Here is a 20,749-nt window from a genome sequence, read left to right on the forward strand (position 1 = left end):
GGCCGGCAAGAGGGAGGGCGAACCTGAATGAAAGCGCCGTGCCATCAGGCACGGCGCTCGAGATCGAAATCAGCTCGTGAAGGTGAATTGCTGCGGCAGCGCAGGTCCGGGATTGGGCCAGGACCAGCTGTCCGGCTCCTTCTCGGGAACATTGCGCAGATTGTTGCGAATGATGCCGAAGCCGCCGACCGCAAGGCAAAGACCCACCGTCTCGAATTCCTCCGCCGCGATATCGAAGATCTGCTTCATGATCGCGCCGCGCTTGTCGAGATCGGCCGTCGAACGCGCCTCGTCGAACAGCTTCATCCGCTTCTTCTGGCTTTCCGGCGGCTCTTCGCCGCGCGCACCGTTGGAGGTGTACCAGAGCGTCCACGGAATGGCGTAACGCGATCCCTGCGGATGGAAGGCGAAGAAGTCGCGCGGGTCGAGCATCGGGTCGAGGCCGCCGGGGCCCGGCCACACCTGCGCATCATGGGCATTGTCGTCGCCGCGGGTATAATAGAGCGCCCGCTCGATCGTGTTGACCTTCATGTCGATGCCGATCTGGGCCCAATGCGTCTTGACCAGTTCCAGGGCATCGACGAGGTCGGGGTTGAGCGTCGGAATGACGTCGATCGAGAAGAACACTTTCTGGCCGTCCGGCCGAAGGCGGAAGCCGTCACCACCCTTCTTGTAGCCGGCCTCATCGAGCATCGCGCTCGCCTTGTCGGCGTCATATTCGGTGAATTGACGCGCATACTTCTCGTGATACCAGGGATGGGTCGGACGCGGCCCGGCCTGGTAGGGCTCGCTCTGCCCGAAATAGACGATATCGATGAGCTCCGGGCGATTGATGCCGATCGACAGCGCCTGCCGGAACGACTTGTCCGCAAACATCTTGCGCATGGCAGGATCTTTGTGGGTGATGTTGAAGTAGATCTGGCACTGTTGCGAGGCCGAAGGCACGAGCGTCAGCAGGCGATAATCGCCCTTCTGCATGTTCTGGGAGAGCGTCGGCTTGTTGGCGAGCACGCTGATGTGACGTTCCTGGATGTCGATCTTTCCGGAGATGACGTTCAGCATCAGCGATTCGACGTCCTGCGAGATGCTGAAGTTGATCTCATCGATGTAGGGAAGCTGATTGCCTGAGGTATCGACCTGCCAGAAATAGGGGTTCCGGGCCATGACGACGCGCGTCGCGCCACCGGCATAGGGCTCCTTGACGACCCATGGATCGAGCGTCGGCTTGTCGACATTGCCCCAGCGCGTCGGGATCTCGATGTCGCCGCAGCGGCTGCGGAACAGCTCCGTCCAGCTGGTGACGCCGGCCTTCTTCGCATCGTCGGCGATGTTGGGATTGTACTTCGGCAGGAACTGGCTGCAATAATGTTTCGGGAACAGCGTCGGATGCTGGCCGAGCGGCGTTGCGAGGTTTTCCAGGTAAAGCGCATTCGCCGCCGCGAAGGTGAACTTTACCGTATAATCGTCGATCTTTTCGACGGTCACGGGCTTGCCGGCAACGGCAAGCTGCGCCGGCGTCGCGCTGTAAAGCTCGGTGTTCTTGACGCAGTCCTCGATCGCGAAAACGACGTCGTCGGCCGTGAAGGGATGGCCGTCGGACCAGCGCACGCCTTCGATCAGATGGAAGGTGAACTGCGTCGCGTCGTCACTGACCTCCCAGCTCTCGGCGAGGTTCGGTTCCACGGCGGTAAATTCCAGGTTCCAGCGCACGAGGCTCTGATTGCCGACCATGCGCAGAATGCCGTTATGGTCGGATGAACCGCGCAGGCCGCGGCGCAACGTGCCGCCATAGGTGCCGACCTTCTCGAACGGCGTCACGACCATCGGCTTCTTCGGCAGACGCTCGGCAAGCGGCGGCAGCTTGCCGTCCTTGACGAGCTGCGCCAGCGCAGGCGCTTCGCTGCCGGCGGCAAAGGCGCGACCGGCGATGGACAGCGCTGCGGCGCCGGCCATGCCACCGAGAACGGCGCGGCGCGTGATACCGCGAGACAGAATTTCATTGGGCATCGATTCCTCCCCTTTTATGCCGGGACAGGCTTGTCCCGGCTGGTACGGCGGGCTTCCCGACCTGCCGTTTTCGCGCCCTCCTCGGCGCTGGACGAAACCATAGACACGTTCTCAAATGATTACAAGAGTTGACAGATAATTACAGATTCTATAGCCATGCATCATCGGGCAGGGCGCCAAGCCATTGGCAAGCCTGCCTTGGATAGGGAATGAAGACCAATCTGTCAGAAGCTGTATACAGGCCGCATCGCGCCTGGTGATGGCTCGGCGCACGGTCGCGAAGGCATATCCGGCTTCTGCTCGCCGGGCGAAGAGCCGATGGGGTGAATTTGCCACGTGGCGGCGGAGAAAAGGGCGATAATGACGTTTGCAGTCGATGCCGTTTCGAACCGGGGCGCAACGCGCTTCAGCGATATCATCTACGAGAAGATCGTAGGGATGATCGCCGACGGCAAGTTTCCCGTGAACGAGCGACTGCCATCGGAAACGAAGCTCGCCACCGATTTCGGCGCGTCGAGGCCCGTGGTCCGCGAGGCGCTGGAGCGGCTCAGAACCGACGGGCTCATCGTCTCGCGCAAGGGGTCGGGCTCCTATGTCCGGCAGCAGCCGGATTCGTCGATGCTGAAAATGGTTCCGGTCGGCTCGCTCGCCGATGTCCAGCGGTTCTTCGAATTCCGCGCCGGTCTCGAGGCCGAAGCTGCGGAGCTTGCCGCGCGAAACTGGCAGCCGGCCGACAAGGAGCGGATCGAGGCCGCACTTCTTGCGATCGAGCAATGTCTGCGTGACGGCGAACTCGGCGCCGAGGAAGACCAGGTGCTGCACGACGCGATTGCGATGGCGACGGGCAATCAGTTTCACATCACCGTGCGCGAGTGGTTCCGGCCGCATTTCGCCATCGGCCATTCGGTGACGCGAAGCCTGAGCCTGAAGCGCACGCCGGAGCAGATCCGCAGCGTCCAGGACGAGCATGCGGTGATCGTGGAAGCGATCTTCGCACGGCGGGAAACCGAAGCGCACGACGCGATGAAGAGACACATACTGAATGCGCGCGCCCGTATGTTCCAGGGTGTTTGAGCGATGATCGGAGGAAAGATGATGAGACGAGTTGCCGTGACGGGTGCTGCCGGACGTGTCGGGACGCTGCTGCGCCCGCTTCTTCGCCAGCATTTCGAGCATCTCAGCCTCATCGACATTCATGAGCCTGCGGAACTGGCCGAAAACGAAAGCTTCGTCCACGCCGATCTCTCGAAGCTCGACGAGGCAACGGCCGCTTTGCGTGGTGTCGACGGTGTCGTTCATCTTGCCGGCATCGCCAGCGGCGTGGACATGAATGCCATTTTGCAGGCCAATGTCCTCGGGACCTACAATCTCTACGAGGCCGCCCGGATCAACAGGGTGGAGAGGATGGTCTACGCCTCCAGCAACCATGCGACGGGTTTTTACCCGCGCGGCGAGGTCATATCGCCGCTCGATCCCATGCGGCCGGACAGCCCGTACGGGCTTTCCAAATGCTGGGGCGAGCTGGTGGCGGGACTTTATTACGACACGTCGGGCATCCGCTCCCTTTCCATCCGCATCGGCAATGCCGGCACCTATCCCAACAGCGAGCGCTCGATTGCCATCTGGATCAGCGCCCGGGATCTGGCGCAACTGGTGCGGATCGGCCTCACCCATCCGCAGATCGCCGCAACCGTCGTTTACGGCGTTTCCGATACCGACACGAAATGGTGGGACAACGATCTGGCGACGCGGCTCGGCTACCAGCCGCAGGACCGGCCGCGTGATCACGCCCGCATCGAGAACGGCGCGGAAGGACGGGTCGCCCTTGCATTCCAGGGCGGTGGCTTCTGCGAATTCAACCACGACGGCAGCATCCGCATGCGCGATGCCGAGGGCCTCGTCAAAGATCCGGAGACAGTCTCGTGACGGCACCCCGCATCATCGAACCGAAGATCCGGTCGGTCCTGCAGCAACCGCTGACGGTCGGTGAATCGCCGATATGGGACGAGACGACCGGCGCTCTCTGGCTCGTCGACATCCTGGCGCCGGCGCTCGTCCGGCTCTCGGCCGACGGCAAGATCGAGCGCTTCGACATGCCTTCGGCCATCGGCAGCGCCGGGCTTTGCCGCGACGGCCGGATCGTAGTGGCCCTCCAGACGGGCGTCCATCTCTTCGATCCCGTCTCCCGCCATCTCGAATTTTTGTGCGATCCTGTGGGACGCGAGATGATCGGCCGTCTCAATGACGGCAAGGTCGGGCCGGACGGCCACTTCTGGGTCGGATCGATCAGCGAGGCCAAGCCGCAGCTGAACGATGCGGCGCTCTACCGCATCGGCGCCGATGGCAGCACGCGCACGGTCGCGACTGGACTGACGAGTTCCAACGGCCTTGCCTGGTCGCCGGACGGCCGGCGGATGTATCACTCCGACAGCCGGCAATGCTTTCTGCAGGCCTTCGATTTCGATCCGGAGACAGGCGAGCTCGGCCAGGGACGCCGCCTGCGCAGCTTCACCGAGGAACAAGGGCGCCCGGACGGAGCGGCCACCGATCGCGACGGATTCTACTGGAGCGCCGGCGTCTCCGCAGGCCGCCTCAATCGGATATCGCCCGAAGGCGAAATCGTCGAAATCTACATTCTGCCGGTCGCAGCACCGACAATGCCGTGTTTCGGAGGGCCGGATTTCAGCACGCTCTACGTCACGAGCCTGTCGAGCGACCGCACCGGACGTTTCGAGGCGGGCACGGTCATCGCCTTCGATGTCGATGCGGAGGGGCTGCCGCCCTTCCGTTTCGGCTGACGATCAACTGGAAGAAAAGCGAACGGGGGAGAAAAATGAGCATCGCGATCATGCGCAAGGCGCTCACCGGCGTGTCGGGCGTTCCCGTCACGGCCTATGATGCCGGGGGCGAAGTCGAGCCCCGGATTACCGCTAGGGTTTATGAACGAGTGGCTGCGGCCGGCATTCACAACATCGTCGCGGCCGGCAATACCGGGGAATTCTATGCCCTGACGCCGCAGGAGATCCGGATCGTCCACGAGGCGGCAGTATCGGGTGTGGATGGCCGGGCGCCGGTGACGGCGGCGATCGGCCGGTCGCTGCGCGAGGCAATCGGCATGGCAAGGGATGCGGCCGCGATCGGCGCCTCCGCCGTCATGTCGCATCAGCCCGTCGATCCCTTCGCGGCACCTTCGGCCCAGATCGATTATTTCTGCAATCTCGCCGATGCATCCACCCTGCCGCTCGTCGCCTATGTCAGGGCCGAGGGTTTTGCCGTCGCCGAGATCGTCCGCCTCGCCAACCATGGCAATATAGCCGGCATCAAGTTCGCCACGACGGACCTGATGCTGCTGTCGAGGGCGATCCCGGCCGCCGATCCCAATGGCGCGCTCTTCGTCTGCGGCCTGGCGGAGAGCTGGGCACCGACATTCACCGCGGCCGGCGCGCGCGGCTTCACCTCGGGCCTCGTCAACGTCGCGCCGAAGCTTTCGCTTGCCGTCCACGCAGCGCTTGAAAAAGGCGATTTCGCTGCGGCGAGAGCCATCGTCGACAAGCTCGAACCCTTCGAGCGGATGCGCACCAAATTCCGCAACGGCGCGAACGTGACCGTCGTCAAAGAGGCCGTCACCTATTCCGGCCTCGATGTAGGCCCGGTGCGCGTGCCGGGATTGCCGCGGCTCGATCAGCAGGATCGCGAGGAGCTGCATGGTCTGCTTCGCGGCTGGAATGCCGAAGGCAATACCCAGGTCGATGCCGGCCGGGAGGAGTCCGTCAAGGCGGCCAGCTGAGCCGCATTCATTTCCACAGGCAACGAACAGGCGCGGGGATGGCCGCGCCACAGGATTGGGAGGTCTTGAGATGCTGAAACAGCTACTGACGACGATCGCAATGACAGGCGCGCTGATGGCGGCGCAGCCGAGCCTGGCGGCCTCGCCGCCCAACATGCTTGTCATCGGCACGAATCTGACCGGTATCCGGACGCTCGATCCGGCCCAGAACAATGCCCGCACGGTCTCCGAGCTGATCTCCAACATCTATGACAACCTCGTGCAGCTGTCGCCGGACGATCTCAAGACGCTGAAACCGATGCTTGCGACGAAATGGGAGGTCTCGCCCGATGGCAAGGTCATCACGCTGACCCTGCGCGACGACGCGGTCTTCCAGAGCGGCAACAAGGTGACCGCCGAGGATGCGGCCTGGTCGATCCAGCGCGTCATCAAGATGGGCCAGGTCGGCTCCACCGACGTCGCGCTCTGGGGCTTTACGGCCGACAACGTCGAAAAGCTCGTGCGCGCCAAGGACGAACACACGCTGGAGATCGAGCTGCCGCAGGCGGTCAATACCGACCTGGTGCTCTATTCGCTGGCGGGCTCCTCGATCGGCATCGTCGACAAGAGGACGGTGCTGTCGCATGAGGCGAACGGTGATTTCGGCGGCGCCTGGCTCTCGGCCAATTCCGCCGGCAGCGGCCCGTTCAGCCTCGCACAGTGGCGGCCGAACGATGTGGCGATCTTCAACGCGCAGCCGAAATATTGGGGCGGCAAGCCGGCCATGGCCCGCGTCGTCGCCCGCCATATCCCGGAATCCGGCAATCTCAGGCTCCAGCTCGAAGCAGGCGATGTCGATGTCGGCCAGTATGTCGCAAGCGGCGATCTCGATGCGCTCTCCGGCAACAAGGATATGGTGATCGAGAACGTGCCGGGTCTCGGCTTCTACTATATCGCCCTCAACCAGAAAGATCCGGACCTGCAGAAGCCGAAGGTCCGCGAGGCCTTCCAGCACGCCTTCGACTGGAAGGCGATCTCCGGCAATATCATGCGCTATACCGGTTTCCCCTGGCAGTCGATGATCCCGCGCGGCATGATCGGCGCGCCCGGTGAAACCGCCGTCCGCTACGATTACGATCCCGCCAAGGCCAAGCAGTTGCTGGCGGAGGCCGGATATCCGAACGGCCTGAAGAAGGTGCTCAACCCCTCGGGAGCCCCAACCCTGCCCTTTGCGGAAGCGCTGCAGGCGAGTGCACGCGCCGCCGGTTTCGATCTTGATCTCGTGCCCGGCGAATTCACGCCCGCCTTCCGCGAGCGCAAGTTCGAAGTGCTGCTCGGCAATTCCGGCGCCCGCCTGCCCGACCCCTTCGCCGTCGCCACGCAATATGCCTTCAACCCAGACAATAGCGACGAGGCACGCCTCGGCAGCTATTATCTCTGGCGCACCGGCATGAAGGTGGACGAGCTCAACACGCTCATCGACCAGTCGATGCGGGAGCGCGACACGGAAAAGCGCGCCGACATCTTCAAGAAGATGGACGGCATCTATGCCGGCATGGCTTCGCCGCTCGTCATCTTCTTCCAGCGAACCGACCCCTATGTCATGCGCGCCAACGTGAAGAATTATCACGGCCACACGACATGGTCGACACGCTGGCATGACGTGACCAAGGAGTAGAGCGCGTGGCGAGCGCCGATCTGACATCGAAGCAGGAGGCAAGCCGCCAGCCGGCGGGAAGCGGGTTCGCCGAGGCGGCCCCGCACCCGCTGCTGAGCCTGCTGCGGCGGCTGGCGGGACGTGCAGTGGCGGTCGTCACCACGCTGCTCGGCCTGCTCTTCCTGACCTTCTCGATGGGCCGGCTGCTGCCTGCCGACCCGGTGCTCGCAATCACCGGGGCGGAGGTTAGCAAGGAGGTTTACGACCGCGTCTATAACGAGCTGGGGCTCGGCCAGCCCATCTGGATGCAGTTCCTCTCCTATGTCGGGAAGATCGCCACGGGCGACCTCGGCATGTCGGCGACGACAGGCCAGCCGATCCTGACCGACCTGATGACGATTTTTCCGGCGACCATCGAGCTTGCCATCATCGCCATGATCATCGGGGCGATCGTCGGCATCCCCCTGGGGATCACCGCTGCGGTCAAGCGCGGGACGATCATCGACCACATCGCCCGCATCGTCGCGCTTGCCGGCCATTCCATTCCGATCTTCTGGACCGGCCTGATGGCGCTCTTCATCTTCTACGCCAAGCTGAAGCTCGTCGGCGCGTCGGGCCGGGTCGACGTCTTCTACGAAGGCCTCGTCACGCCGATGACCGGCTTTCTCTTGATCGATGCGGCGATCCAGGGCCAATGGGACGTGTTTCACAACGCGCTCGGCCACATCCTCCTGCCGGCGGCGATCCTCGGCTATTATTCCGTCGCCTATATCAGCCGCATGTCGCGAAGCTTCATGCTGGAGCAGCTCAGCCAGGAATACATCATCACCGCGCGGGCAAAGGGCCTCGGCACCCGCAAGGTCGTCTGGCGCCATGCCTTCAGGAACATCCGCGTGCAGCTCCTGACGATCCTGGCGCTGACCTTCGGCGGGCTGCTCGAAGGCGCGGTGCTGATCGAGACGGTTTTCGGCTGGCCGGGGCTCGGCCAATACCTCACTCGCGGGCTGCAGATGAACGACATGAACGTCGTGATGGGTTCGGTGCTGACGATCGGCGCCGTCTTCCTGACGATCAACATCCTGTCCGACGTCCTCTATCGCATCCTTGATCCGAGAACACGGTGACGCCATGACGATCTCCACCGAAGACGCAGACAGCACCCATGCCGCCGGCTTTCGCGGATGGCTGCTGGCGCCGGAGCCTCAGGGCTGGTTTCAATCCTCGGCGCAGCAGATCCATCAAGGCTGGCAGAAGTTCAGCCTGCACCCGCTCGGTCTTGCCGGCCTCGTCATCATCGTGCTGCTGATCGTGGTAGCAACCGCGGCCCCCTTGCTGACGAGCTACGACCCGATCGTCCAGGATATGGCCGGGCGGCTTGCGCCGCCTTCGGCGGAGCATTGGCTCGGCACCGATAATTTCGGCCGCGACGTCTTTGCGCGGGTGATCTACGGCGCGCGCACGACGCTCTATATCATCATGCTGGTGACGATCATCGTCGCGCCGCTCGGCCTGCTGATCGGCACCTTCTCCGGCTATTTCGGCGGCATCGTCGACGAAATCCTGATGCGCATCACCGATATCTTCCTCTCCTTCCCCGGGCTGGTGCTGGCGCTCGGTTTTGCCGCCGCCCTCGGCCCCGGCATCACCAATGCGATCATCGCCATTTCGCTGACGGCCTGGCCGCCGATCGCGCGGCTGGCGCGCGCCGAAACGCTCAGCCTGCGCAAGGCGGATTACATCGCCGCCGTGCGCCTGCAGGGCGCGACCTCGATCGCGATCATCACCCGCCACATCCTGCCGATGTGCATTCCCTCGGTGATCGTCCGCGTCACCCTCAACATGGCCGGCATCATCATCACCGCCGCCGGTCTGGGCTTCCTCGGCCTCGGCGCGCAGCCGCCATGGCCGGAATGGGGATCGATGGCAGCCAGCGGGCGCGAATTCATGCTCGACAGCCCATGGGTGATCGCCGCCCCCGGCATCGCCATCGCGCTGGTCAGCCTCGCTTTCAACCTCGTCGGCGATGCGCTTCGCGATGTCCTCGATCCCAGGGGGGCGGAATGACCGGGCTGATCGATATCCGCAACCTCGAAATCGCCTATGGCGGCGGCCACATGCGCGCGGTGCGCGGCGTGAGTTTTACGCTCGGGCAGGAAAAACTCGGGATCGTCGGCGAATCCGGATCGGGCAAATCCACCGTCGGCCGCGCCATCATGAAGCTCCTGCCGCCGAGGGCGCATGTCAGCGCCGAGCGGATGCGCTTTGGCGACCTCGACCTGCTCAAGGCGGACGAGAGAACGATGATGACGGTCCGGGGACGGCGGATCGGGCTCATCCTGCAGGATCCGAAATATTCGCTCAATCCGGTGATGCGGATCGGCGAACAGATCGCCGAAACCTATAGTCTCCACCATCCCAGGGAGAGCGCGAGGAAGGCTCATGGCCAGGCGCTCGAAATGCTCGAGGCGGTCAAGATCCGCGATCCCGAGCGTGTCGCCCGTCTCTATCCGCATGAAATATCGGGCGGGATGGGCCAGCGCGTGATGATCGCCATGATGCTGATCGCCGAACCCGAAGTGCTGATCGCCGACGAGCCGACATCGGCGCTCGACGTAACGGTGAGGCTCGAAATCCTGGCCCTGCTCGATGAACTGGTCCTGCGCCGCAATCTTGGCCTGATCTTCATCAGCCACGATCTGAACCTCATCCGCAATTTCTGCGACCGCGTCCTCATCATGTATGCCGGCCGCGTCGTGGAAGTGCTCGAGGCCCGCGATCTCGACAGGGCGAAACACCCTTATACGCAGGGGCTGCTGGCTTCCCTGCCGAAGATCGAAGATCCGCCAGCCCGGTTGCCGATCCTGAAGCGCGATCCCGCCTGGCTTGACGATTTTGCAGTGGAGCCGCCGCGATGATCAGGATCGACAATCTCACCATCCGTTTCGGACATGGGCAAAGGCCTGTCGTCAGAGACGTCAATCTCGCCGTCGAAAGCGGCACGGCCTTCGGTCTGGTCGGCGAATCCGGCTGCGGCAAATCAACGGTTCTACGGGCGCTTTCCGGCCTCAACGCCAGTTACGACGGCCGGATCGCGCTCAACGGCGATACGCTGGACCGGCAGCGCGGCCGGCCGTTCTTCCGCCGGGTGCAGATGGTGTTCCAGGACCCTTACGGATCGCTCCATCCCCGCAAGACCATCCGCTCGCAGCTGCAGGAGCCGCTGCGCAACCAGGGGCTGGACAGGAATTCCGTCGATGTGAACGCGGTGCTGAGATCGGTCGGCCTCGACCCGGCGCTGAGCTACCGGTTTCCGCATCAGCTCTCCGGCGGGCAGCGCCAGCGCGTGGCGATCGCCCGCGCCCTGATGCTGAACCCCGACGTCCTACTTCTCGACGAGCCGACATCGGCGCTCGATGTCTCGGTCCAGGCCGAGATCCTCAATCTGCTGCAGGACCTGCGCAAGGAGCGCGGCCTCACCTATCTCCTCGTCAGCCACGACCTCGCCGTCGTCTCCCACATGTGCAGCCGCGTCGCCATCATGGAAGCAGGGGAAATCGTCGAAGAGGTCGATATCGAGGCCCTGCGAAGAGGCGCGGTGGAGCATCCCTATTCGCAGCGCCTGCTGCGCGCGAGTCGGATGTATGGTCGGGCGTAGCTCTCCTGCGCTTCCCGCTGACAGAAAGCAGTTCGCAGTCCCGAACGTCGGCATCGCGGGCGCGCCGCTACTTGGAGCGGCTGGCTTCCACCCGGTTCTCCAGGCTTTGAGCCACGGTCAGATAGTAATTGCGGGACGTAGCATTCATCTGCCGTTCCCCAAGGCCTCTAAGCGCCTGTACCTTTAAATTTATGGCCTCGCTATTCTGCGGCTGCATCGCGAGGATGTAATCAGCCTGCTCGGCAGCCCACTGGAATTCCCCAGCCGAGAGCGATGCTTGCGCGCCTTCCAGCATTTTCTCCTTGCCGCCTGCGAGCGCGACGAGCTTTTCGGCCCGTTCCCTGTCGGTCAGCGGGAAGATATGCGTTGGGTTGCCGTCGAACCAACCCGCGTTTTGTGAGTAAATGCCGCGAACAGCCCAGGCTACGGTGCCATAGTATTCCTGCAGATATGGGTGTTGCGCGAGTCGCGCAGGCAATTTTACTTCCTGAACCAACTCGTCAGGGGTCTTGCCCTTGCTGATCCCCTCCATGGTTTTGTCATAGACGAACTTGATGCCGTCCCGATAAGCCGTGAGCGCATCCTTGACTTCCTCCACGCCGGCGAGCGTGCTCATGTGGCCGGGAACAATATATTCGGCATTCAGAGCGATCAGCTTGTCCAGACTCGCGATCCATTTGTCCGCCGGACGGGTAGGCAGCCCGCGAAGGGGCGCGATATTGGGGAATGCCTTCAGCAAGACGTCGCCGGCGATCAGCACCTTGCGGTCCGGCAGCCAGACCGAGATGTTTTCGTCAGCCTCACCAGGGATGAGGATCATTTCGATCGACACACCGGCGATTATCAGGCGTTCGTCTTCTCCGCTGAACGTTCGCGTGGGCGCCAAAAATCCCTCCCGTGTATGAGGCGTCGTCCTGCCATATTCCAGCTGTGTGCCGGCGTTGATGAACTGGGCGTCGGGCAGAGCGGTGCCGAATACATCGCCACCGTCACGTCGTCCACGCCCCATGTCTTGCGAGGCCGTGACCAGAAGCTTGTGGCTGTAGATTTCCGGGTTGTCGTCAGCTGCGAATATTGTTGCGCCTCCCGTGTGGTCGGGATGATTGTGAGTGTAGATGATCGCACGAACCGGATGAGCCATGCGGTCGCCGAAAGCCTCGACGATCGCCTTAGCGTCGACAGGATTGGCGGAAGTATCGACGATGATCGAGCCGCCGTCCACCTGGATCAGGGTGACGTTGCTGGCGGAATAACCGATGGCGGTATAGATGCCCTCGGCAACTTCTACGATACGCGCGTGGAATTCCTCAGAGTGTGCCGTCAGCTTTTCGCGTCCTGAGAAATCGTCGCCAGCGAAAGCTGGAGCCGTCATGCCAAAAATTGAGACAATAGCCATGACTGCTCCTACTTTACGTTTCCTTGCACTGGGCATCTTGCCTCCGAAGGGGCAGCGGCTCCGCCTCCCTCATGCTAAGTAGGCTCTCCGTTTTCGGTAGGATAGGCCACAATTTGACAAAGGGTCTTTCATAAACGATAGGCCTCTTATGGATTACAACGCTGTCAGCATGTTTGTCGCAGTCGCTCAGGTGGGCAGTCTTTCTGCCGCCGCCAAGCGGCTGAGTGTTCCTCTCCCAACGCTGAGCCGGAGAATTACGGAGCTTGAAAGTGACCTCAAGGTCCAGCTTCTAGAGCGCACCGCCCGCGGCTGTCGTGTCACCGAAGCAGGGTCTCGATTGTTTGAGCACGCAAGCGGCGGGATCGAGGCGCTACGGGAAGCTGAACGCTCTGTCATGAGCGATCAGGCTCGTTTGGTAGGGCGTCTTCGCCTGTCGCTTCCGCAGTCTTTCGAACCGTGGTGGGAACTGCTCGGTCTGTTCCAGCGCGCTCATCCGGACATTCAGATCAGCGTCTATTCAACAGAAAGACGTGTCGATCTCTTCGCCGATGGCGTTGACGTTGGGCTTCGGGTTGGCGCGATCGCCGACGACACCGTCGTTGCCCGGAAAATGCTCTCATTCCGCCATATCCTCGTTGCCAGCCCGCGACTTGTCGAAAGGCACGGCGCGTTGCGCCATCCGGCCGACCTCAGCAAATATCCTTGTGCCGCATGGGGTTCTACCCTCGATGCCCGCCCCGTCTGGACGCTCGGCGGCCACGCGCATAAGGTAGCGGCAACATTCACTGCGAACGACTATCTCCACTTGAGGACAAGAGCCCTCGCAGGGGACATCGCAACGGAACTGCCCTCCTTCCTTGCCGTCGAATATCTCAAAAGGGGCGACCTAGTGGAATTGCTCACTGAGCATCCGTTTGCCGATAGTCCTCTGAATCTCGTCTACAGACGGCAGCGACATCCATCCACGATCGTACGCGCCTACCTCGACTTCTGCTCGGCTCACCTGCGCGTCATCGAAGACAAATGCAAAGTCCCGTTCGCCTGTTGAATGCGATCACTCCTTTTCCGAGCCTCGGCGCTCTGCACAAAGCGCTGCTGACCGGCTGCCGCACCAAGCCGGACACTCGTGGCGTCTGTACACAAGTGAACACTTGACATCGACTGCTTTAAGGCCGAAGCCGCAGTCGGCCGCGCACGCGCGGCCATTTTCGCGAGGATTCGAGAAATGAAGACGAATGCGGCCGTCGGCAATGCCGGAAACCTGATTCTGACCGGCGTCGTGCTGATGCTGCTCGGCGATCTGCTGTTTGCGCTGAACGATGCGATGGGCAAGTGGCTGGTGGCGAGCTTTGCCGTCGGCCAGGTGTTGGTGATCCGCTCGATCGGCGCTTTCATCGTGCTCGGGCCAATGATCCTGCGGCAAGGGCCGATGGCCCTGTTCCGTGTCGAGCAGAAAGGTCTCCAGTTCATGCGGGTCGCCATGGCGACCGGCGATGTCGCCCTCTTCTACGCGGCCGTCGCCTATCTGCCGCTCGCCGACGTCATGACATTCTACATGGCCGGGCCGATCTACATTGCAGCGCTCTCGCATTTCTTCCTCGGCGAAAAGATCGGCTGGCGTCGCTGGCTCGCCGTTCTGGTCGGTTTCGCCGGCGTCGTCATCGCGCTGCGCCCGTCCACCGCGATGCTGTCGCTTCCCTCATTCTTCGGCCTTGCCGGCAGCTTCGCCTTCGCGCTGTCGCTTGTCATGAGCCGTTATCTCCGTTCGACCAGCGACACGACGCTCGTAACCTGGCAGACGATCGCCGCGCTTATCACCGGCATCGTGCTCAGCATCGGCCACTGGCAGTCGGCAACGCCTATCGATTGGTCCGGTATGCTGCTCCTTGGCGTCGTCGCCACCTGCGCGCATCTGCTCATCACCCGCTCGCTAAAGCTCGCGCCGGCCTCGCTGCTCGCCCCGCTGCAATATACCCTGCTGCTCTGGGCGATCGTGCTCGGCTACATCTTCTTCAACGATATCCCCGACACGCAGATCGTCGTCGGCGCCGCCATCATCGTCTTCGCCGGCCTCTTCATCTTCCACCGGAAGAATTTGAAGGAAACGGTTCCGGCGGAAGCCATCCCGCCGGACGGGCATTGAGAGACGAGCCGAGCCGGCATTCGACTGTCGTCCGCTCGTAAGATTCTTCTTGTTTTGTCCGATGCGGACCTGGACAAGCGTCCACAGTTCAAGACAGATTGTTCGCCATCTCGTCACGGGAGCCAGACCATCCCGAGCATCGATAATGCGCCTCCGGATAGGACGCCTTCTCGGTCCTCGCCAAATGTCTGGAACATCGAAATCATCGATTGACCTTCACCAAGGATAGGAAGGCGTCATGAATTTCAACAACAGCCAAAGTGCGTCAAGATCTGCGAGCCCCGGGCGGCGGCAAGCGCCCCTCCCCGTTCGGATAATGTTTCGGGCTGCAAGGGCCGTTTTCGGCGTAGCGTTTCTGCTGGCGACCATCTGGACCTCTCTCGCGCTATTCTACCGTCTGCCGGAATCCCCGCCGATCCGAGCGGTCGCGGCCGGCGTCCTCGCACTGGTCGGTGTTGCCGCGGTAATTTCCATGATCTGGAAGCCGCGCCTCGTCGTCATCCTTCCCTTCATCCTATGTTTTGCAGGCATCGCAGTGTGGTGGAACTCGATCAAGCCCCCGGTGACGGCCAACTGGGCGGGAGACGTCGCCAGGCAGGTGACAGGCACGGTCGACGGCAACATGCTCACGCTGACCAATGTCAGAAATTTTGCCTGGAAAACAGATGGCGGTTTTGTGGAAAAATGGGAGTCGCGAACCTACGACCTGAGCAAGCTCAGGGGCCTCGATTTGTTCATGTCCTATTGGGCAGGACCGGAGATGGCGCACATGATCCTGAGTTTTGGGTTCGATGACGGTCAATACCTGGCATGGTCGATCGAGGTGCGGAGAACGGCCGGGGGTAAATTCTCTCCGATCGGCGATCTCTTCAAAAGCAATCCCCTCGTCATCATCGCGGCCACCGAAAGCGACGTCATTCGTGTCCGATCCAACATACGCGGCGAGGACGTTCAGCTCTTTCGCATGCGCGTTCCGCCGGCCAACGCCGCACGGCTTCTCCTGCAATATGTGAGCGATGCGAACACGCTCGCCGAACACCCGCGCTTCTACAACTCCCTCACGACCAACTGCACTACGACTGCCGCCAAAATGATGCGGGCCGTTGGCGCTACATTTCCGTTCGATTGGCGGCTGATCGTGAACGGCTACCTTCCGGAATTCGCCTATGACCGGAAAGCGCTCGACATGAATCTGCCTTTTGAGGAACTGAAAGCGGCGGCGCATATCGCCGTGCGGGCAAAAGGTGCCGGCGCTTCCGAGGATTTTTCCAAAGCGATCCGTGAGGGTGTGCCTTCACCGCTCGATTGAACGGCACATCGGCCACGAAAGTTGGAATCGACGGCGCTCGAAAATCGCTGACACTTTCGCCACCATGGCCTAATCCTCACCCATCGGCGGCTCCCAGCCGAAGACGCTGCGGCCGCCGAAATCGGCGGATTGGCGGAATTCTCCGGCGATGATTTCCTTGAGGTCGGGGCCGGTGACGTAGCGTTCCATCTGGCGGGATTGTTCGTCCAGGCGCTTCAGCGCCTGCAGCTCTTCCTCGCGTCCGAGCCTGCCCTTCAGCACCGCCGATTTCATCACGCCGATCGTTTCGTCATAGACCTTGAGCGGCACCGGGAAGGGATGGCGGTCCTTGCCGCCGTGGGCGATCGAGAAGCGCGCCGGGTCGGAGAAACGGCAGGGCGCGCCGTGCACGACCTCCGCCACCATCGCCAGCGCCTTCACCGTGCGGGCGCCGACGCCGGGAACGAGCAGCAGTTCCTGGAAATCCGCCGGCCCGCGATCGGCGGCCGCAGCCAGGTTTCCGTGCAGGCGCCGCATGTTGACGTCGCTCTCGCGCACATCATGATGGGCGGGCATGATCAGATGCGGCAGCATCGGCTGTGCGGCAGGTTCCGGCGCCGGCTCTTCGGCGCGCAACAGCGCCGAAGCCTCGCGCACGATCCTATCGGGGCCGAGTGTGGCCAGAAGGTCGAGCTGGCCGCGCCGCGAACGCTCGGCGCGTTTGTCGGCAAGATTGACGATCTCGCCCTGGCTCCGGCCTTCGATTGCCGCATGCGGCGAGTCGACGAAACTTTCCAGCCCTTCGGAGAGCCAGTGATAGCGCCGGGCCTGCCGCCGGTCGCCGTTCATGCCCTGCTGCACCACCACCCAATGGCCGTCGTCGGCGACGATGAAGCCGTGGAGATAAAGGTCGAAACCATCTTGCAGGGCGGCGCTGTCGACCTTGGCGATGAGGCGGCTCGTCGTCGCCAGCCCCTCGCCGTCGAGGCCGACACGCTCGCCGATCGAGACGAGCTCCTGCGGGGTCTTGCGTGAATGCGTGCCGCGGCCGCCACAGACATGCAGGCCGAGTTCGCCGGCGCGCGGCTTCAGCCCGCGTTTCAGCGCACCGAGAACGCTGGTTGTAATGCCGGAGGAATGCCAGTCCATGCCCATGACCGCACCGAAGGACTGGAACCAGAAAGGATGGGCGAGCCTGCGCAGGAATTCGTCGCGGCCGTAGTGATGGACAATCGCCTCGGTAATCAGTGTTCCCAGCCGCGTCATCCGGTCGCCGAGCCAATGCGGCACGCGTCCCCCGTGAAGAGGAAGATCGGCGCTGCCTGCCCGCTGTGACATCTCGTTTCCTTATATCCTGCACCACGGGGCCGCTCGTCATGCCATCGGGAACCCTGTGAAATTCCAGGCGTTTGCTTTCAGTCAAACGACCGAGGCAAACATGACCGCATTTGAAACCATATCCAGTCAACCGTACCTGACCCGAACAAAAGCGCAACATCCAAGCGGCGAAAAAGAGGGAAGCACGGCATTGCGCCTCCAGGGACGCGCTGACAAAGCCGCCTTTCTGATCAACGGCAATAAATATTTCGCCGAAGTCTCGCGGGCGCTGCGGCAGGCGCAACATACCATCTGGATCGTCGGGTGGGATTTCAATCCCGACATTCTGCTGGAACCGGAAAAATCCGAAGAAACATTGGCCGACCTGCTACACGACCTGGCAGTTGCAAATCCTCAGCTCGAAATTCGCATCCTCATCTGGACGCTCGGGCCGATCTATTCGGAAAAATCCCTGCAGGTGCTTCGCAAGAAGAACTTCCCCAAGAACACCAGGATCGATCTGCGCTTCGATCTCCAGGTCGCCCTTCGTGGCTGCCACCACCAGAAACTCGTCTGCATCGACGACGCGGTCTCCTTCATCGGGGGCATAGACCTGACGTCGCGGCGATGGGATACGCGGCGCCACCGCGCCAGGGACAGGCTGCGGCGCGATCCCGAGGGCGTGTCCTACGATCCGCTGCATGACGTGCAGGCAATGGTCACGGGTGGCGCCGCCCGGCTGATCGGCGATATCGCCAGACGGCGCTGGGAAGCCGCCACCGGCGAAAAGCATCTGCCGCTTGCCGGGAGCATGCCCTTCGCCTGGCCGGACGACCTTTCGGTTTCGCTGCACGACATCCCAGTCGGTTTCGCCCTGACCGAGCCGGCGACCACCTGGCGCAGCGGCATCAGCGACGGCATCGCCTCGACCCTGGAGATCATTTCCCGCGCCCGGCGCCATCTCTATATCGAGGCGCAATATCTCGCCTCCTTTCGCGTCGCGGACGCCATTGCCGCACGATTGCAGGAGAAGGACGGGCCTGAGATCGTCGTCATCTGCACGCGCCGCTCTCACGGGCTGATCGAAAAGCTCGTCATGGGCAGCAACCGCGACCGAGTCATCCGCCGCCTCAAGCGCGCCGATCGCGCCAACCGCCTGCGGGTCTACTATCCCGTCGTGCCCGGGCCCAAAAAGGCCGAGCTGTCAGTACAGACGGACAGCGAGGTCGAGGTGCTCATCCATTCCAAATTGATGATCGCCGATGACGAGCTGGCGCGGATCGGTTCTTCCAATCTCAACAATCGCTCGGAAGGGCTTGATTCCGAATGCGATCTGCTGTTCGAGGCTGAAAACGGCGAGCATCGCCGCGCGATCGCGGAACTGCGCAATCGCCTGCTGGCCGAATATCTCGGAACGGCTCCCGAGACTTTTGCCGCCGCCTGTGCGCAAAGCGGCTCGATGATCGAGGCGATCGACGCGCTGAACGAGGGCGCTCGCGGCCTCAGGGAATTTACCGTCGAACTGTCGGGTAAAATCTCGCCGATCACGGGCACCGCGATCTTCGATCCGGCCCGGCCCTTCCTGCTCCTACACCGACTGGGCCTCGGCGCGCTCGCCCGCCTCTTCGCCCGCGCCGCGTGACCATCGGAAGATGAGCTCGCTGATGAGGAGAAGTGTCGCGCCGAGCGCCAGCGGGATGAAGAAATAGGCGCAGCGGAAGGCGATCAGCGCGCCGATCGACGCCTGCTGCGGCACGGCATAGGAGACGGTCGCTTCCAGCACGCCGAGACCGCCCGGAACATGCGTCGCGAGGATCGCCGAATTGGCGAGCACGTAAGCCGTGACCGAGCGGAAGAAGGCGACGTTGCCGAAGGTCGAGAGCATCTGGTGCAGGCAGGCCGACACCAGCATGAAATTGATCGTCCCGACGCCCACCTGCGCGACCGCGATCGGAAAGCGCGGCAGCTGAAACGACCAGCGCCACAGCCGCAGCTTGCCGCGGACGAAGAACGCCAAACCCGCATAGACGACCGGCACGATCAGCGCCAGCAGGCCGAAGATGCGGGCGCTTGCCGCATCGACGCGCAGCAAGCGCGCTGCATCGCCAGGATTGACGATCAGGGCAAGGCCGCCGAGCGTGACGAGCCCAAGCCCCACGGTGACGCCGCAAAACAGGATGATCTTCGCCACATCCTCCGTCGTCAGCCCCCAGCGTGAATAGTATCGATAGCGGAAGGCGCCGCTGCTCAGGCCCGCAAAGCCGATATTGTGGCCGAGCGAAAGGCTGATGAACGAGGCGAGCACGATCTTGCGATAGGGCAAGGATTTGCCGAGCGACCGGATTGCGAGCAGATCGAAACAGCTGAGGCAGAGATAGGATGCGGCTGCGAAGGCAAGCGCCGTGAAGAAGGTCGAAAGCGGGATGCTTCGAACCGATTGGACGATCTCATCCAGGCTATATTGCTGGAATATCCGGTAAAGAAGAAAGACCGCGAGACAAAGGGCGGCTACCAGCAATCCATTCAAGATTATCTTTTTCAGGCTCATCGATCATCCATTTCCGAAGTGCGAGCGGCAGGCTCGTCTTCTGGAACGATCAAACGAGTTCTGTGTTCCCAGGAGAGCCGCACCTTCGCGGCTCTCCTTTTCCATTCCCGGGGGAAACGTGCTTTCAGCGGACCTATGCGCAATAAACCGATTAAACTCCTGACCTATAACGTGCACAGCTGCATCGGCAGCGACCGGAAGCTCGATCCCGGCCGCATCGCTTCCGTCATCGCCGAAACGGAGGCCGATATCATCGCGCTTCAGGAGGTCGATGTCGGCAGGCGCAGGACCGGCGGCATCGACCAGGCCCATGTGATCGCCTCACTCCTGAAGATGCAGGCGCATTTCCATCCGGCGCTGTCGGTTGCCGAGGAGCAGTATGGCGATGCGATCATCACCGCCCTGCCGACCGGCGCGGTCAAATCAGGCCCCCTGCCCTCGATCGGCGAGACCCGGGGCGCGCTTTCCGTCGAAATTGCGGTCGGCGACAGAAAGCTCCTCGTCGTCAACACCCATCTCGGCCTTCGCGGGCGCGAGCGGATCAAGCAGATGACGACGCTGCTGAATTCCGGCTGGCTGCACGGCACGGCGGAAGCGCCCCTGCCGACCGTTCTCTGCGGCGATTTCAACGCCATTCCTTCGTCCGCGACCTACCGGCTCGTCGCGCGAACATTGAAAGATGCGCAGCTCGCCGGGCCGGGCGCGCCGAGAGCGACCTTTCCCTCCCGCTATCCACTGATGCGCCTCGACCACATCTTCGTCACCGACGATCTCGTCGTCGGCAGGGCAGCCGTGCTCCAAAACCGGCTGACACGCGTCGCCTCGGACCATCTTCCGCTGCTTGCGGAAATCGGCTTCGCCTGATCGCTCCGTCGCGCCGTATTCAACGAGAAAACGGACAATCCCCGCCAACATCTGGCTGCCGGGGTCAATGTTCGTGAGACGCGGACCGAAGGTGAGCTCAGATCCTCC

The 20,749-nt window shown here is 62.5% G+C and carries 18 protein-coding genes; 14 read left to right on the forward strand and 4 right to left on the reverse strand.

The window, feature by feature from the left end; genetic code table 11:
* Positions 1-69: 69 nt before the first annotated feature.
* The gene (locus QD408_RS07765; RefSeq protein ID WP_414138898.1) at positions 70-2,007 is read right to left on the reverse strand and encodes an ABC transporter substrate-binding protein; all 1,938 of its coding nucleotides are present in this window, start codon (positions 2,005-2,007) and stop codon (positions 70-72) included.
* A 360-nt stretch (positions 2,008-2,367) separates the two neighbouring features.
* Here QD408_RS07765 and QD408_RS07770 point away from each other — a divergent pair, with 360 nt between their 5' ends.
* The 9 genes from QD408_RS07770 to QD408_RS07810 all read left to right on the forward strand — a co-directional run bounded on the left by QD408_RS07770 (position 2,368) and on the right by QD408_RS07810 (position 11,085).
* Complete coding sequence (locus QD408_RS07770) at positions 2,368-3,081, forward strand: FadR/GntR family transcriptional regulator (protein WP_088684227.1); 714 nt, start codon at positions 2,368-2,370, stop codon at positions 3,079-3,081.
* 21 nt (positions 3,082-3,102) lie between these two features.
* Positions 3,103-3,933: an NAD-dependent epimerase/dehydratase family protein gene (locus tag QD408_RS07775; RefSeq protein WP_414139014.1), complete on the forward strand. Its 831-nt coding sequence runs from the start codon at positions 3,103-3,105 to the stop codon at positions 3,931-3,933.
* Entirely contained in the window at positions 3,930-4,805 is an 876-nt protein-coding gene (locus QD408_RS07780) for an SMP-30/gluconolactonase/LRE family protein (RefSeq protein ID WP_414138899.1), read from the forward strand. Before QD408_RS07775 ends, QD408_RS07780 begins: the two co-directional genes overlap by 4 nt.
* 35 nt (positions 4,806-4,840) lie before the next feature.
* Positions 4,841-5,794 carry a dihydrodipicolinate synthase family protein gene (locus QD408_RS07785; RefSeq protein ID WP_414138900.1) on the forward strand — a complete coding sequence of 318 codons (954 nt, stop codon included), beginning with the start codon at positions 4,841-4,843 and terminating at the stop codon, positions 5,792-5,794.
* Between the two features lie 70 nt (positions 5,795-5,864).
* Complete coding sequence (locus QD408_RS07790; protein ID WP_414138901.1) at positions 5,865-7,451, forward strand: ABC transporter substrate-binding protein; 1,587 nt, start codon at positions 5,865-5,867, stop codon at positions 7,449-7,451.
* Positions 7,452-7,456: 5 nt separating this feature from the next.
* Complete coding sequence (locus QD408_RS07795; protein WP_414138902.1) at positions 7,457-8,554, forward strand: ABC transporter permease; 1,098 nt, start codon at positions 7,457-7,459, stop codon at positions 8,552-8,554.
* A gap of 4 nt (positions 8,555-8,558) precedes the next feature.
* Positions 8,559-9,494, forward strand: a complete 936-nt coding sequence (locus tag QD408_RS07800; RefSeq protein ID WP_414138903.1) for an ABC transporter permease — start codon at positions 8,559-8,561, stop codon at positions 9,492-9,494.
* On the forward strand, positions 9,491-10,345 hold the full coding sequence (locus QD408_RS07805) for an ABC transporter ATP-binding protein (protein ID WP_414138904.1): 855 nt from the start codon (positions 9,491-9,493) through the stop codon (positions 10,343-10,345). Before QD408_RS07800 ends, QD408_RS07805 begins: the two co-directional genes overlap by 4 nt.
* Positions 10,342-11,085, forward strand: coding sequence for an ABC transporter ATP-binding protein (locus QD408_RS07810; RefSeq protein ID WP_414138905.1), 744 nt, complete (start codon positions 10,342-10,344; stop codon positions 11,083-11,085). Before QD408_RS07805 ends, QD408_RS07810 begins: the two co-directional genes overlap by 4 nt.
* Positions 11,086-11,152: 67 nt before the next feature.
* Here the strand turns inward: QD408_RS07810 and QD408_RS07815 are convergent, their stop codons facing one another.
* On the reverse strand, positions 11,153-12,481 hold the full coding sequence (locus QD408_RS07815; protein ID WP_414138906.1) for an alkyl sulfatase dimerization domain-containing protein: 1,329 nt from the start codon (positions 12,479-12,481) through the stop codon (positions 11,153-11,155).
* 148 nt (positions 12,482-12,629) lie between these two features.
* On the opposite strand from QD408_RS07815, the gene QD408_RS07820 reads away from it, so the two are divergent.
* The 3 genes from QD408_RS07820 (at position 12,630) to QD408_RS07830 (ending at position 15,933) form a co-directional block, all read left to right on the forward strand.
* Positions 12,630-13,529, forward strand: a complete 900-nt coding sequence (locus tag QD408_RS07820; protein ID WP_414138907.1) for a LysR family transcriptional regulator — start codon at positions 12,630-12,632, stop codon at positions 13,527-13,529.
* 177 nt (positions 13,530-13,706) lie between these two features.
* Positions 13,707-14,624, forward strand: a complete 918-nt coding sequence (locus QD408_RS07825; RefSeq protein ID WP_414138908.1) for a DMT family transporter — start codon at positions 13,707-13,709, stop codon at positions 14,622-14,624.
* 316 nt (positions 14,625-14,940) lie between these two features.
* The gene (locus QD408_RS07830) at positions 14,941-15,933 is read left to right on the forward strand and encodes a DUF4105 domain-containing protein (protein ID WP_414138909.1); all 993 of its coding nucleotides are present in this window, start codon (positions 14,941-14,943) and stop codon (positions 15,931-15,933) included.
* Between the two features lie 69 nt (positions 15,934-16,002).
* Here the strand turns inward: QD408_RS07830 and QD408_RS07835 are convergent, their stop codons facing one another.
* Positions 16,003-17,250 carry a DUF763 domain-containing protein gene (locus QD408_RS07835; RefSeq protein WP_414138910.1) on the reverse strand — a complete coding sequence of 416 codons (1,248 nt, stop codon included), beginning with the start codon at positions 17,248-17,250 and terminating at the stop codon, positions 16,003-16,005.
* A 100-nt stretch (positions 17,251-17,350) separates the two neighbouring features.
* On the opposite strand from QD408_RS07835, the gene QD408_RS07840 reads away from it, so the two are divergent.
* Complete coding sequence (locus tag QD408_RS07840) at positions 17,351-18,871, forward strand: phospholipase D-like domain-containing protein (RefSeq protein ID WP_414138911.1); 1,521 nt, start codon at positions 17,351-17,353, stop codon at positions 18,869-18,871.
* Here QD408_RS07840 and QD408_RS07845 read toward each other — a convergent pair.
* Positions 18,818-19,777 (reverse strand): lysylphosphatidylglycerol synthase domain-containing protein, encoded by a 960-nt coding sequence (locus QD408_RS07845; protein WP_414138912.1) that lies wholly within the window; start codon positions 19,775-19,777, stop codon positions 18,818-18,820. The two genes, QD408_RS07840 and QD408_RS07845, sit on opposite strands and share 54 nt — an antisense overlap.
* Before the next feature lie 135 nt (positions 19,778-19,912).
* Between QD408_RS07845 and QD408_RS07850 the strand changes: the two genes are divergently transcribed.
* Entirely contained in the window at positions 19,913-20,641 is a 729-nt protein-coding gene (locus tag QD408_RS07850) for an endonuclease/exonuclease/phosphatase family protein (protein WP_414138913.1), read from the forward strand.
* The last annotated feature ends 108 nt before the right edge of the window (positions 20,642-20,749 follow it).

Origin of the sequence: Rhizobium sp. BR 249, from assembly GCF_047445895.1 — a bacterium.
Classification (GTDB): domain Bacteria; phylum Pseudomonadota; class Alphaproteobacteria; order Rhizobiales; family Rhizobiaceae; genus Rhizobium.